Source organism: Caballeronia grimmiae, from assembly GCF_022879615.1.
Taxonomy (GTDB): Bacteria; Pseudomonadota; Gammaproteobacteria; order Burkholderiales; family Burkholderiaceae; genus Caballeronia; species Caballeronia grimmiae.
Window position 1 is genome coordinate 1 of the sequence record NZ_CP084276.1, and the last position, 14694, is coordinate 14694.

General features: G+C 60.6%; 9 protein-coding genes. 2 read left to right on the forward strand and 7 right to left on the reverse strand.

Annotated elements, in window-relative coordinates; all coding sequences use genetic code 11:
* Positions 1 to 409: 409 nt before the first annotated feature.
* Positions 410 to 1834 carry an MFS transporter gene (locus tag LDZ21_RS28480; RefSeq protein ID WP_244797847.1) on the reverse strand — a complete coding sequence of 475 codons (1425 nt, stop codon included), beginning with the start codon at positions 1832 to 1834 and terminating at the stop codon, positions 410 to 412.
* Between the two features lie 683 nt (positions 1835 to 2517).
* Between LDZ21_RS28480 and LDZ21_RS28485 the strand changes: the two genes are divergently transcribed.
* Complete coding sequence (locus LDZ21_RS28485) at positions 2518 to 2703, forward strand: DUF2934 domain-containing protein (protein WP_244797848.1); 186 nt, start codon at positions 2518 to 2520, stop codon at positions 2701 to 2703.
* Positions 2704 to 3571: 868 nt separating this feature from the next.
* Here the strand turns inward: LDZ21_RS28485 and LDZ21_RS28495 are convergent.
* Positions 3572 to 3808: a YlcI/YnfO family protein gene (locus LDZ21_RS28495; protein ID WP_404981055.1), complete on the reverse strand. Its 237-nt coding sequence runs from the start codon at positions 3806 to 3808 to the stop codon at positions 3572 to 3574.
* Positions 3809 to 3925: 117 nt separating this feature from the next.
* On the reverse strand, positions 3926 to 4942 hold the full coding sequence (locus LDZ21_RS28500; RefSeq protein ID WP_244797850.1) for a DNA-binding protein: 1017 nt from the start codon (positions 4940 to 4942) through the stop codon (positions 3926 to 3928).
* 171 nt (positions 4943 to 5113) lie between these two features.
* On the opposite strand from LDZ21_RS28500, the gene LDZ21_RS28505 reads away from it, so the two are divergent.
* On the forward strand, positions 5114 to 6301 hold the full coding sequence (locus tag LDZ21_RS28505; protein ID WP_244797988.1) for a tyrosine-type recombinase/integrase: 1188 nt from the start codon (positions 5114 to 5116) through the stop codon (positions 6299 to 6301).
* A gap of 754 nt (positions 6302 to 7055) precedes the next feature.
* Here LDZ21_RS28505 and LDZ21_RS28510 read toward each other — a convergent pair.
* The 4 genes from LDZ21_RS28510 to LDZ21_RS28525 form a co-directional block, all read right to left on the reverse strand.
* A complete protein-coding gene (locus tag LDZ21_RS28510) occupies positions 7056 to 8285 on the reverse strand; it encodes a phosphatidylserine decarboxylase family protein (RefSeq protein ID WP_244797851.1) in 1230 nt (409 codons plus the stop codon).
* A 971-nt stretch (positions 8286 to 9256) separates the two neighbouring features.
* A complete protein-coding gene (locus LDZ21_RS28515; RefSeq protein WP_309775665.1) occupies positions 9257 to 9655 on the reverse strand; it encodes a response regulator in 399 nt (132 codons plus the stop codon).
* Positions 9634 to 10833 (reverse strand): PAS domain-containing sensor histidine kinase, encoded by a 1200-nt coding sequence (locus LDZ21_RS28520; protein WP_244797853.1) that lies wholly within the window; start codon positions 10831 to 10833, stop codon positions 9634 to 9636. Before LDZ21_RS28520 ends, LDZ21_RS28515 begins: the two co-directional genes overlap by 22 nt.
* Positions 10834 to 10942: 109 nt before the next feature.
* A complete protein-coding gene (locus LDZ21_RS28525; protein WP_244797854.1) occupies positions 10943 to 13615 on the reverse strand; it encodes a PAS domain-containing hybrid sensor histidine kinase/response regulator in 2673 nt (890 codons plus the stop codon).
* Positions 13616 to 14694: the final 1079 nt, after the last annotated feature.

Below are 14694 nucleotides of genomic sequence, written 5' to 3' on the forward strand. Positions count from 1 at the left end.
ATATAAGGCTCCGTTGGTATGGTCAGCGTTGAATCGAGGCGTGCCCGCTTTCGAATCGTTGATTGCCGCGGCTAGCATTCAGCCGATTCCGCAGCGTCGACACATCCTCGCCCAAGCGGCAGCGCGTTAGCAGGCAAGCCGACGGAGCCCCGCGGCATGAACGGCTTCCTTGGCTAGCCGACTTGGTACGTTCACGGCTTTGCCGCGCCCAGCGGCTGCCGACTTCTGCCGTCCGGCGCCGGTGCGATGTCTTGTCTCGCCCCGACTGGCGTGAAGTCGCAAGGATAGCGCCGGGACGTCCGAACAAAGCAGGACTAGTAATCGCATTGCTCTGCACGGGCGCAGCCACCTCGGTGACGCGTCCGGTGGCGAATGCGTCGCCTGCGGGCGGAAGGGGTGGCGTTGTTTTTCAGCGCGAAGCGCTAAGTGTATGCCCGGCATCGCGTGCCAGTCTGGCGTAGCCGACGATGGTCACGAGCGTCAGCACCCCCCCGCACAGGAAGGCGAGCCGGAAGTCATCGAGCGTGAAGGCGTGCGATTGCGCGGACGCGCCGTCATGCAGCGCCGCTGCCAGGCGCAATGCCACCGCGCCGAACGCGATCCCGAGACCGATGCTCATCTGCGCCGCCGCATTCCACATCGTATTGGCGGCGCTCATTTGCGGCTGTGGCACGTCCGCGTAGGCGAGCGTGGCGAGCGACGAGAACTGCATCGAACGCGTCACGCCGTAGATGAATACAACCAGCAGAATGATTGCGAGCGGCGTTGCGGGCGTGAGCAGGCCACATGCGATTGTGAAGACGCCACATACGGCGCAGTTGATGATTGCCACGTTGCGAAAGCCGTATCGCTTGAGAATGACCGTCGTCAGCGCTTTCATGCCGAGGTTGCCGGTCGCGCTCGCGAGCAGGAACAAGCCGGACTCAAACGCGGAAAGGCCGAAGCCGATCTGGAACAGCAGCGGCAACAGATATGGGACCGCGCCGATGCCGATGCGCGTGAACGTGCCCGTTATCACTGTCACCGAGAAGGTCGGGATACGCAGCGTAGTGACGTCGATGAGCGGATGTGCGTGCCCAAGCGCATGCCGATAAGCGACGACGCCGATCACGAGTCCGACCGCGATGGCGGCTAGGCCAATCCACGGATTGGTGTCAGGCTGGCTCGCCATGTCTGCGCCGTAGAGGATCGCGGTGAGCGTGAGGCCGCTGAGTACAAGTCCAGCGACATCGAACGGAAGCTTCTCCTCGCTGCGCAGATTTGGCACCCACCTGAGCACCGCAATGAGCACTGCGAGGCACACCGGCAGATTCAACAGAAAGATCCAGCGCCACGACGCATAGGTGGTGATGAAGCCGCCGATCGGGGGCCCGACGACCGGCGCTACGATGCCGGGCCAGGTGATCGTCGAGATAGCCTGCATCAGATGGCGCTTGTCGACGCTGCGCACGACGGTCAGTCGACCGACGGGCACCATCAGCGCACCGCCGATGCCTTGCAGCACGCGCGCCGCTGTGAACTCCATCGTGTTCTGCGAGATGCCACACAGGAGCGACGCGAGCGTGAACGTGACGATCGCGCTGAAGAATACGCTGCGCGAGCCGAAGCGGTCCGCGACCCAGCCGCTCGCCGGGATAAAGATGGCGAGCGCGATCATATAGGCGCTCATGCCGAGGCTGAGCGCGTTCGGGCTCGTGCTGAATGAACGCGCCATCTGCGGCAATGCCGTCGCGATGATGGTCGTGTCCAGATACTCCATGAAGAAGGTGGCGGCCACCACGTAAGGCAGCGGGCCTAGCGAAGCGGAGCGGCGGTTGGAAACTGTCTCTGTCATGCGGCGGGTGATGTGCGATGCCGAAGCTGTGATGCTATCAGTATTTCGTACGAATGCACCGGGCGAGGCCTTTATAGACATGCGCCGCGCTGTGGATCTGTCACCGGCATTCGACGATGGGTCGAGTACGCTAAGGGGAGGTCGTCACTGCCGCTTCGTCGCTTCCTTCTTTTCCTTTTTCGCGGCTTTCTTTTCCTTCGGCGTCTTCGTCGCCGCCTTCTTCTCTGTCTTCCTTGCGTCCCGAGCTTTACTCATTTTTCCTCCTACGGCGGCCGCCTTTCGCAACGACGCTAAAAAATGGCAACACTAAGCAAGCGTCACGCCAGTCCGACCGTCCCCTCCGTACTGGGCGACGCAATATTCGCCGCTCCCCGCGCTCTCGGACAGTAAGAAACTGCCTGCTCGTTGCATCGTCGCGACCGGGCACTCATCATGGAAACGCGCGCCATATAATGAGTCAGTGCTGTGTCCTCATGGAAGTTCGATAAGTCGCAAGCCATGCACCACGCACCATGGACTTTGGGGCTTTCCTAACTAGCTTCAAGGAGCATGAAATACGGACACCGCAAGCTTCTCGCGTTACCGTGCACGCAGTAATCCGAATAGACGCGTAAGCCCTTCGTCCACCGTACCGACGTAGCGGCCGACTCTACCGGTGTGCAGCTAACCCTTCGGAGATCGATATGGACGTACCTGCAACGGAAGAACAAATCCGCTCGCTCGCTTACCAGCTTTGGGAAGAAGCCGGTTGCCCAGATGGCCGTGCTGCGGAATTCTGGGCACAGGCGGAGAAACAGCTGGACGTCCAAGCCGGAACCTCCTCGCCAGACGCGGGTGCTGACGAAGCGCAGGCGGCGGGTGGAAGTTGAACAACCGGGGGGAACCATTCGCGTCCGCTTGGCGCGAGTAAGCGGCGCGGGTCGAAACACTGTTCGGCATCGCGTGACGAAAGCAGGCAACGGTGTTGCAGTAAGGCGCCGGGCGTACTACTCGTCCCGTTGCCCGTAGTACTCGCAAATGGGTAAATGCGCCCACAGGCTTTCTTCCGAGTTGGCGGTCAGGCGTTTCGTCTTTCTGTTCCGGTCGCCCGCTTCTTCTCGCAATATGATCCGTGCTCACGCCCTACATGCGCGGCACGCGCGCTAGACGACGGCTCATCGTGGACGGCAGAGGGCCGACGCGCACGTCGCTAGCTTGCGTCGCCTGATCCAGCTTGACGTAGTTTCGGCGAGCTTGAGCCTTGCGTTGCCGACTGCCCTTGCCCTGAGGGCGGTCCTTGCACCTGCGCAGAACCATTTTCCTTAGAGCCGTTCTCCTGTGCATTCTTATTGGCCATGTGACGGCCAACGAGACAGCCACCTGCTGCGCCAAGCAACGCATGGCCCTTTCCGACAAAGTGGCCACCGACCCCGCCAACCACTGCCCCTTTCAGACATCCTGCGGCTTGTGCTTGCCCTGCAGTAGCAGCAACGAGCGTCGTAATAATGAACAAGTGCACCTTCGTTTTCATTGCGTTTCCAGTACCGTAGTGGTGAGGGAGCGTTCGAGCTACAACAGCATGTCGTCCGATGCGCCGGCGGCTTCCGCCGCTTCCCGCCATCGTTGTTACTCATAACGCGTCAAGACTCGCGTCGATGACCCCCTCTTCGGCACGGATTGCAACAAGATGTTGCACGCCGCGCGCGGCCATCGTCTTGCGTCGTCCACAATGAGATTCCAGCGATCCGGGCCACTGGTTCACTCGGGGGCGCTAATGGCGTGCCCCCCAAACAGGTCTGCCGTCCGATTGTGTGCATCTCGCCGCTCGGGAACCCCACCAGCTCTGACCTTCGCCAGCGTGTCCGACGACAGCCAGAGATCCTCCATCGCGTCCATGCCTTCTTCGATCATGCGTTGCAAGAAGAACGACTGCTTGCGCCCGGTTGCCTCCGCGAGAATGCGCAGCCGTTGTTCGAGGATGGGATCGATGCGCACGGCAACGACTCTTAGTTTGTTCTCTGCGGATCTTTTCACCGGTTCTCTCTGTTTGTGTGCGCCGCGGGCACCTCTATACGTCGGCTTCCAAGCCCACGTGGTGCGCTGGGCCACGCTTCAGGTACTGCGTTTTCCGCGACCGGTCTTGTCGACGACCGCTTTTCGGGCGACCCGCCTCGTAGGCGAACGCGATCCTGCCGATGGTGTGCGGACCGAGGAAACGCTGGGTGTTGCGCGTAGCGACTCCATCTGCGCTCGAAGTTCCGCGTACGCAGACTCCAGCGCGCTCAGCTTGCCCTGCAGCAGCCCTGCTTGATGCCGGGCATCGCCTTGCTGCTGCTGCAACGCTTCAACCGTTCGACGAAGTTCTGCCTCACGCTTCTCTGCACGCTTAGCCGCCTCCGCCCCTTCTTTGTGCGCCTTGGCCGCCGCGCTGCGCTCGCGGTCGATCTCAAGCAGCGCACGCCGTTCCGAGGCGCGTAAGCGCTCCTCGGCCCGCTCGGCCGTCTGCCGGAGCTTGTCCAAGTCATGCGAGAAGGTGTCGCGCACCTTCTCGAGTTCTCGCTCCCGCGCGGCGACCTCTTCACGCAGACGCGCGAGTTGCGCATCCAGCGCTTTACGCGTGGCGATCTCCTGCGCTTGTTGCCGCTCCAACTCCCGAATCTCCACCTGGGCGGCGAGCAGCGCAGCGGTACGCTGTTCCAGCGCAGTTTCGGTGCGCCCCAGTTCCTCACGTGCCGCGACGACCTTTTGCTCCCCTTGCGCCCGACTCGCTTCGACTTCATCGCGAAGTGATGTTAACTCGGCGTGCGCGGAGCTTGTCGCGCGCGTCCACAGCGTACCGATCAGCTCGCCCGCGGCCTCGCTCAGGTCCGCGGGCAAATCGGGATGTTCGATGCGTACTCGGCTCTTTTCGCGCAGCTCCGTCCAGAATTCGCTCAGCACCGACGCTGGGGTGCTCATGGTGCCGCGTCGCACGAGGTTGTAAAGCCGGTTGGCCGTTGGGGCAACCCCAAAGCGGAAGAACAGCAGCGCGCAAACCTCGCGATACAGCTCGCGTGTCTTGGGGAATTCAGCTTTCAGGCGCTCGATATCGGCCGCGAGACGGCTTTCGTCGGAAATGAGGTCGGACATAGCGAGACAAGTTGCGCAGTCCGTCCATAATATAACGTAGTCCGTATAAGAGCCAACGCCGCGACGCTCTGCGTTTGACATTAATGCTATAATGTCGAATCTGCTTCGACAATCAGCCGGAAAATCGACGTGACCTCCGCGCCGTCTTTCGCCACTTCACATCCGCCGGCGCTGCAGCCGACTCCGTTGGAATTGCTCGTGATTCCCGGCGATCTCGACGGCGCGACCGGTTCGAACCGATCTGTGACCGGGCGCGCACAGATCGCGGCCGGCAACGATCTGGACGCGATCCGGGCTTGGTTGTCGCGCTTTGTCGACACCAGGACCACGTTCGAGAACTACCGCAAGGAGGCCGAGAGGCTCTTGCTCTGGTCCGTCGCCGTGCTGGGCAAGCCGCTCTCTTCCTTGACGCACGAAGACTGCCTGCGCTATCAGCAGTTTCTCGCCGACCCCCAACCTGCCGCGACGTGGGTGGCCGGCGGCGGTCGCAAGCATCCGCGCAGCGACGCGCGCTGGCGCCCGTTCTACGGCCCGCTGTCTCCGTCCAGCCAACGCCAGGCGACCGTGATCCTCAACGCTATGTTCTCGTGGCTGGTGCAGGCGGGCTACTTGGCGGGCAATCCGTTGTCGCTCTCCCGCCAGCGCACCCGACATGCCGCGCCGCGCATCACCCGCTATCTGGAACCGAGCGTCTGGCAGGAGGTCAAGGACGTGATCGCGACGATGCCGAAGGAAACGGAGAGGCAAAAAGCACATGCCTACCGAGTCCGATGGCTGTTCACGCTGCTCTATCTCGGGGGGCTGCGCATCGCGGAAGTCGGCGGCAACACGATGGGGCAGTTCTTCGTGCGACGCGATGCGGACGGTGCGCTGCGCTGGTGGCTCACCATCCACGGCAAGGGCGACAAGCAACGGCTGGTGCCGGCCACGCGCGAGATGATGATGGAGCTCTCGCGTTATCGACAGTACCTTGGGCTAAGCGCCCTTCCGTCGCCCAGCGAAGATACCCCGCTCGTGCTGCCGATTGGCGCAACAGCGTTTAACGAACGCACCGAGACCTGCGCCCCGCTGACGCGCGCAGCGCTTCACGCCATCGTAAAGGATGTATTCGCCCGCGCCGCGGCGCGCCTTCGCGAGCGCGACGATGGCGCCAGCGCGCGAGCCGATCTGCTCGAGAAGGCGTCCGCGCATTGGCTCCGGCACAGCGCCGGCTCGCACATGGCCGACCGCAAGGTGGACCTGCGCACCGTGCGCGACAATCTCGGACATGCATCGTTGACGACGACCAGCATCTACCTGCATGTGGACGACGATCGCCGCCATCAGGAAACCGAAGAGAAGCACCGGGTAGACTGGTGACGCCAACCGAAGCACGCGCTGTACGTCCCGCGCCAGACACGTCCGAATCCCTCTAAGTGATCGCAACACCGCTCATGAAAGTGCTTGTGCCAGAAGCGCAGATCTCTGCAGATAAGCAGACGCTAAGCTTTACCCTCGATTGGCGCGGGCAAACCGTGACTTGCGTGGTGCCGCGCAGGTGCTTCGTGTTGTTCGCTCCGCGGGTACTTACGGGCGCCGAAAAGCGAAGACCATTAGTTGCATCACGCTTTTGGCAGGACCTGCCTTGCAACGGGAACGGATAAACCGGACCTCCTCAGCAATCCACACTGACCCCCTAGAGACGTTCAGAAGCCCGTGCCCCTGTCGGCTCCAGCAAAAACGAAAAACGGTCGGAGCGGCCCATGTGCACCGGGCTGCCTCGGACTTGTCGACGACGGCGTCTGCGAAAGCGACTCTCGCTCAATGGACGGACTCGCTCACGCGCCGTCGGCTCCGACCTGATGCCTGAGGACCGAGCTACGCCGCTAAGTCAGCAGTAGGTCTGTCCGCAGGGTCAGCAGCATTCACGCTTTGCCGACTGCAATGCCATGTTCACTGTCCTCCGTCGCAAAAGCCAGCACAACGTCCATGCCCTGCTCGATGAGACTCGCCCGCTCGACCGGATGTGGGAGAGGTCTACGCACTGACATGCTGTCCCAGCGTTCGATGTTGCTGGATGCCCGCGCGAGAAGCGCGGGATCCGCGCGGACCTTCTGAGCCAGGCGGCGCATACTCATCGAGCGGTACAGAGATGCGCGTTCACCTTGACAGGAGGATCGTCGCCATTGAACGGCGGCTGTGGCACGAAACTCTGGATCACGCCGGGCCGGAAAAACAGGCAGTAAGTGGAGCCGCCGTACTGGAAGTAGCCTAGCTCGTCGCCTTTCTTCACGCGTTGGCCCGACAGCGCCTCAATCATGCACGACGACACCTCCGCCATGCCGACGAACACGCACGCTACCTCGCCGACAGCAGGATCATCGCAATCGATCACGATCACCGCCCGCGCCGCGACCGCAGTGATATAGCCTTGTGAGTCGTTCAGGCCGCCGGGATCCTCGCCTTCGGACTCCGCATCGGAGTAGTAGGTGCCATCGACGAGATAGGTCTTTTCGATGGTCCCGTTCACCGGCGCGTGCCAGCGGTGATAGTTGAACGCGCTCAGGAATGCCTGATAGACACCTCCGCCAACAAAGCGCTTGGCAAGATCCGGCTCTTTTGCGGTGAAAATCTCCTGCAACGAATAAGGCTGCGACTTGATCCAGAACGAATCGCGCAGCTTGACGTCCTCCTTGATCGCGTACGGCGATGCCTCGCACGCGCTCACGATGACCTTATCGTTGTCCGGTTCCGCGACGGGCCGCGCACCAGTCTTGAACTCGCGCGTGAAGAAGTGATTCCAAGATGCGAAGCCCCAGTAAGGCTTATCCGGATCGCATAGGAACTGTGAGAGGCCGATCTGCTTGTCGGCTTCGGGACTGAACCATCCGTTCGGCGCCGATGTATTTAGATGCTCGCGCGAATACGGCCCGCTCAGGAAGCCCGACCACACATTCAGAATGCGCTTCAAATGCGCATTGAATGCGGGATCGCGAAAAAGCGCATAGCCCGACGGCATCACCATCGGCCAGTCCAGCAATGCGTTAATTGGGCAGTGAATCAGGCTTTTCTCGCTGAAGGGCGGGGCGTACGTCAGCATTGCATCAAGCAACACGACCAATTCTGCGATATTCGAATAGCCCAGCTCGAAACCTTCCTTGAGCGCCTGCTCGATCGCCCGGGTGAACTCCATCCGCACCACTGGATCGTTGCGGACGAACGCAGCGAATTCCTGCGTGACGTTGTGCAGCTCCGTTCTGTCCGCGCGGTTGCGTGCGTGGTCTGCGTACTCCGTGCGAAAGCGCGCAATCGCTTGCTCACCGCTTGGCAGCCAGCCGCCAAGTCGTCGCCTTTCATTGGTCATCGTGTGTCCCCTCCTCAAAACTGACCTCAACCATCAGCACCTGCCATGCCTTGGGAGAATGAGTCTCCGGAATGCGGTTTGCGCGAATCACATGCTCCCCGTTTGAGACGTAGCCGCGTGCACGTCGAGCGCCGCGACGCGGACCAGGTTCAAGAATGCGCCCACAGTGCGCGCGATGGCTTGTCCGAGGTGTTGGGTTAGTGCCGCGCCACCGAGCACGTCGCCGCAGACGGGCGCGCCGAAATACGCCCGTCGCACTGCTGCCTTAGGTGCAAATTCGCAGCGAAACGGTGAGCTACCTTGAAAAGCGGTTCACGTGACCCGCCGAGGATTTGGTCACTCGACGCTTCCAGCGCCTCGTACCCTTGCGGCTAAGCACACGTGGATACGCGCGACGATAACGGGGGTACCGCAGAGCTGTGAAGTGCGCCTTGGCTGGATGCCGCACTCGCCCGCTGGCCGACGCGAAATGCGGATTGAAAGGGGCGCTATCGTGGCAGGCAAGGCGGGGCGCAGGCGCAGCGGGCGCCACAAGGGTGAACGGGAAACCGTAGCCGGACACGTTTCGCCGGCGAACCCCGCTATCGCGTCCGGCTTGGCGACCGATTCCTGCGACGGGACAGGGTGCCTCGTCGGCATATTTTTGCGCGCTCGTCCGATACTGGTCCTGACGCCGCCGCCGCCACCGGTTCGGTAAAATGGCGTTTGAATCAGAAAGGAAAAATCATGAATAAGCAGGAAAATCGACGCCGTCGCGTCACAGGCAGGCACGAGCAAGAGCGCCGTCGAAGACGGCAACGCGCGTAGTCTAGCGGCAACGTTAGGGAACATATCAAACGTCGCTAAATTCCTTTTTGTCGACTGCTGGCAGTTCTTGCGGAACGATCTGCATTCTCGAGAGCCGCCTTCGGCATGAGCCGTCGGTCGGGGGCAGGCGTCCAACGACCCTAAGGGCTGAACAAAGTTTAACGCTAGATGACGTCCTTGGCGCGCATTCGATCGGCCGTCGCGATAATCGCTTCCAGTTCCAAGGGCGCCACCGGCTTAGTGAGGTGCGCGTCGAACCCAGCGGCTCGGGTCTTTTGACGGTCTTCTTCTAAACCAAAACCAGTCATTGCGGCAACGACAAGTGTCTCGCTGCTCACCACATCGCGTAGCCGGGTAATTGCCTCATACCCGCTCATGAGCGGCATCGATAGGTCAAGCAAGATCAGGTCTGGCCGAAATTCTCCAGCCACATTGATCGCTTCCGCGGCCCCGTACGCCTTCCGTGCCATGTGCCCCTGGACTTCAAGTAGTAATACCATGCTGTCGGCCGAGTCGACATTGTCATCGACGACTAAGACTTTCAGGGCCGCGGCGACGCGAATCTTCGGAGATTCCCCGGGGACTTGGCTCGAACATTCCCCTCAAGTGCGGGAAGCCAGACTGTGAAGGTCGTTCCGTGCCCCCGACCAGAGCTACTGACGTCAATGCTACCCCCATGAAGTTCGACGAGGGAGCGAGCCAGCGTAAGGCCAATGCCCAGTCCGCCTTCCTCTCGTGCCGCACTGGGGTCCTTTTCCTGCGTAAAAAGATCGAACACCCGATGAAGCGCTTCCGCCTCTATTCCACGCCCGTTATCCTTGATGCGAACCATCGCCATTCGCTGCACGTGCGAGAGGTTTACGCAGATCAGTCCGTCGGCCGGCGTAAATTTGGAGGCATTGTGCAGCAGGTTCTGCAAGACTTGCACGAGACGCGTCATGTCGCCATTGACCATTAACGGCTCCGCCGGCATTTGCACATCGAGTGTTTGCGCTTTGCCGTCGGCCATTGCGTCAATTCCTTCAACAGCACGTTCGACGACTTCCTGCATCCGAATCGGCGCTGCAGATACCTTCACCTTCCCTGTCGTTATCCGCCCTGCATCCAACAAGTCATCGACGAGCCGGGTCATGTGCGCGAGTTGCCTTTCGACAAGATCGCGTGTTTTGCGCAGGACATCGGGACTGACCAAGTCTTGGCGTTGAAGGACCCCAACGGCGTTGCGAATCGGCGCCAGCGGGTTGCGCAGCTCGTGCCCGAGCATGGCAAGGAACTCATTCATGCGACGACTAGATGCTTCAAGTTCCTCAAGCCTGCGACGCTCGGTCATGTCGCGCACAACCTTCGCGAATCCAGCCACCCGTCCGCTTTCATCCCGGATAACCGAAATCAGGATGCTCGCCCAGAAGAGCGAGCCGTCCTTTCTTACTCGCCAGCCTTCTTCCATGTACTGACCGCTTGCAAGTGCTTTTCGCAGCACCGTCTCGGGGCGCCCCGAGGCGAGCTGGTCCGGCGTGTAAAACACCGAAAAGTGCCGTCCGACTATTTCGGAAGCGGCGTAGCCCTTGAGCCGTTGGGCGCCTGGATTCCAGGTTGCGACGACGCCTGTCTCGCTGAGCATGAAGATGGCGTAGTCCCTGACGGAATCAACAAGCAACTTGAAGCTAACGTCATGATGTTGGATTCCGTGCTGCTTCGATGCAGCGCCGTCAGGATCGCCTTCGCAAGCGTTACGGTTCATTGTGGGCTCGGTTCGTTGAGTGCGACAGCAGCGGAACGCTTGCCTGCAGGCCTACTTCCCTCTGAGCAATGACCGTACCGCTGCCCTGCCTCCCGGAGCCAGGCACTGGTTAAGAAGCACCCGGCGGCACGCGCTCGGCTGAGCCGCCCACCTGGAGCGAGTTAAGTAACGCCAGCAGGGCGCTAATGTCGACCGGCTTCACAAAGTGGTGATCGAAGCCAGCAGACTGCGCTCGCAGCCGATCGTCCAACTGACCGTATCCCGTGATCGCTACTAGCACCGGCTCCCGGGCTCCTTTAGCACGAGCGCGAGAGGCCAGTTCGTAGCCGTCCATTTCCGGCAGCCCGATGTCGAGCAGGGCGACGTCTGGGTAAAAGGAGGCAAACCGCTTCAAGGCATCGGTCGCTCCGTAGCATACGCAGACCACGTGTCCTTCGTCCTCGCAGACGAGACCGAGAGAATCGGCCGCATCGCGGTTGTCATCGACGATGAGGACTCTCAGGGTCGAACGCCGCTCGGCTGCCGGTGCTGGCGGCGCAGGAACGGTCGGGCGCGCCGTGCGCAGGCGCGGAAAGCGCATCGTGACAGTCGTTCCACGGCCCGAACCCGGACTTGCGACGCTGATGGCCCCGTCATGCAGCTCGACGAGCTTTCGCACGAGCGATAGGCCTATTCCTAGCCCGCCCTTTGACCTGTCGAGCGTTTGCTCGCCCTGCGTGAATAGCTCGAAGATACGGGGTAACAGTTCTTTGGCGACGCCCGCGCCGGTGTCGGACACGACTATGGTGACTTCGCTTCCGTCAGCGCAAGCTCGAAGTGAAATGCTACCGCCGCGCGGGGTGTACTTGATCGAGTTGTTGAGCACATTGACGATTATTTGCGACAGGCGCGTCGCATCTCCGAATACCCACGCCGTATCTCTTGGCACGTCGACAGTGAGTGTCTGCGACCGCTCTTCGACTAAAGATGCGACGGCTTCCGCCGCTGCGTAGACAACTGCGCCTACGAGCAGCGGCTCGCGCGCGAGAGTGATTCGTCCCTGCGTTATCCGCGATACCTCGAGAAGGTCGTCGACGAGTCGCGTAAGGTGAGATATCTGCCGGTCCATTAAGGCGATAATTTCTTGCGGGTCCTTGTTCGCCGCCTTTCGCTGCAGCAGCGTCACCCCGGTCCGCAGCGGAGCCAGGGGATTACGCAGTTCATGGGCAAGCATAGCTAAGAACTCGTCCTTACGCTTATGTGCGTCGCGAAGAGCAAGCTCCATCTTCTTTCGGTCGCTGATGTCCAGCAGGCTAGCAATAATGCTCTCCGGTGTTCCATCGTTGCCGCGTCGCAACAGCGCGCTGCCAGTCATCCAGTGCTCGCCGTCCGCCCGCCTGACTCGAAATTCGAAATCTGCGTAGTCTTCCTCGTTGCTCACGAGTCGGCGGATCCCCTCTTCCAACGCTTGCCGGTCGTCGCGGACTATGCGGGCGAGCGCGACGTCGTAAGCGACTTTGACTTGCCGCGGCAATTGGCCTCTGACTCGCGCGCCGACGTTCGCCCCTTCAATGGTGACCAGGTAATTCTGTAGACTCAGCGTTACGATGACAATATTGGCCGCCTCCATCGCAAGGGTCAGGTGAACATGACGCGCTTCGCTGACTGCTTTCGCGTTATGCTCGTCGGTCACGTCTTTCGTTGTGCCGAACCACTCCTCAAGGCGCCCGGACTCATCGCACATCGGCACCGCCCTCGCGTGCATAAACCGATAAACGCCGTCTGCACGTCGCATCCGAAACGTCGCTTCACGTACACTGTCGCCCTGCAATGCTTCTGTCCATACGTCGCGCAGGCTTTCGCGATCGACAGGATGGACTGCATCAAGCCAGCCATGACCGACAAGCATCTGCGATGGCAGACCGGTGAAGGCTTCCCACTCACTTTCCTCACCTTCGACTGGGCGCATCGCACCGGTCTGATCGGCCGACCAGATGAGGGCGGCAGAAGAGCGCGCAAGCTCGCGATAGCGGCGCTCGCTTCGAGCGAGCATTGCGCGCGTAGTCGGGTCTGCGGTAATGTCCGACGTCACTCCGAACACCGTTGTCGCCGCACTCGCCTTGTTGGGTGCGTGGTCGCGCGTTTCGGCGCGCATGCGCAGCCAGCGCGGCCTATCCGACGATAATCCGATTTCGAACTCGATCTCAAATGGTCCCCGCCCTGCCACTCCCTCAAAAACTGCTCGCCTCAACAAGGCTCGCTGCTCGGGTACTACTTTGTCCCAGAGGACGTCCAACGGCACCGTTCTCACCGATTCGTCCAGTCCATATAGCCGTGCCAGCACCCCGCTAATATGTGCAATGCCTGCTCTCATGTCACATTCCCACGCCCCGATGGCGGAGGCCTCAAGAGCGCACTGCAGGCGATGCTCTGATTGCTCAATCGCTCGCACCGTACACTTGTACTCGTGAACGTCAACGGCAATGATCACGCAGCCGCCGCTAGTGACTCGATCTGAAGTAACAGGGTTCTCTAGGTGCAGTGCATGCCACCTGTACTCACCGTCTTCGCGACGCAATCTCGCATCGATGCTAGTACCCGATACTGCGTCGGCAAGGAGGGACATCGCAGATTCGACGGCCGCTACGTCTTCCGGCGCGATGACATTGCGCCAGTGTGTGCCGCCGACGAGCCCAAGTCCCAGATAGGTTGTTGCGCACGTGTTCAACGGCCGCGCGACACTCTCGCGATCTATTGACATCACCAGGCAACGGTCAGAATCGATGAGTGCTTGAGCGGGCAAAAGAGCACCTTTTTCTGTTCAACCTACCACTGCTGCTCGAAAGGGTCCTTACGTCAGGCGAATATCCCCACCACTACAATTTTGAGGCGTACGATGTGCTCATTGTCCACGAAGCGTAACAAGCCCGAATCATTTATCTTACGGACTCTCCTGGCATGGGATCGCCCGCCAACACAGGGAACCGGTATGGGGCCCAATCCGGGCAGCCTCGGTTCGCTTTGTCGTGGAAGCCGAGCGCCCTGACCGTTACGTTCAGCCCGGAAAGATGCATGAAAACTAAATAGCTATGTCGGCATAGCCTTGGCGAGCGCTTGCCGACCATAATCCGATGGCACAGCCGGGCGTAATCCGGTACTGCCGCAACCTAGCGACATCGTGCGCATGGGTCGCCCTTGACGGCAGTTCGGCGATCGCGCGCGCTTTGTGGGTGAGAGGCGCCAACGTTGACTTTTCTTTCTGCTGATATGATGGAGCAGGCGTTCAATCGTCGCAATTTCAGCGTCTCGAACTCATGCGCGGGGGGCGCTTCGCAACTGAACGTGGTATCACCAACGCATCACGAAGCGCCTCGTATTCAGCGTCGGCTGCTTCGACGCCGCAGTTGAGGTCCGCTTTAGAATAGACGCGGACGACAGCCGCATAAGCACCGGGATTCGATTCGACTTGCGAACTTCCGTATCCGGCAACACAAAGTGCTTCAGCAATATGAAGCTGTTGCGCCAACGAAGTCAGCAAGGTGGTCGTGGCCTTTCCTCGACGTAATGCATCCAATGCAATCAGAGCCTTCAACAGAAGCGGGGCTGAGCGGCCTACCTCAGCGCGTAGGACGAGTGACTCAACAAGACGAGAAACGGGCTTACTCGTCACACTAGACACGGTCTTCTTTCTTATCATTATGATAAGTATTAAGCTGGCATACGACGTTCCAAAGTAGGAATACTTCACTTTGATCGTGAGCGATACCGGTATCGCACGCCCCCTGGGCTGGTAGCACGGGTCTTCGAGCCGTTTTACACAACTGAGCAGATTGGTCAACCAAACCGGTCTGCATTGTGGAGGCTAGAATCAGGGCGCAGTGG

Coding starts and splice junctions, on each gene's coding strand:
- LDZ21_RS28510 (WP_244797851.1), bottom strand. CDS start 8,285: ATGACCAATGAAAGGCGACGACTTGGCGGCTGGCTGCCAAGCGGTGAG.
- LDZ21_RS28485 (WP_244797848.1), top strand. CDS start 2,518: ATGGACGTACCTGCAACGGAAGAACAAATCCGCTCGCTCGCTTACCAG.
- LDZ21_RS28480 (WP_244797847.1), bottom strand. CDS start 1,834: ATGACAGAGACAGTTTCCAACCGCCGCTCCGCTTCGCTAGGCCCGCTG.
- LDZ21_RS28500 (WP_244797850.1), bottom strand. CDS start 4,942: ATGTCCGACCTCATTTCCGACGAAAGCCGTCTCGCGGCCGATATCGAG.
- LDZ21_RS28520 (WP_244797853.1), bottom strand. CDS start 10,833: ATGAACCGTAACGCTTGCGAAGGCGATCCTGACGGCGCTGCATCGAAG.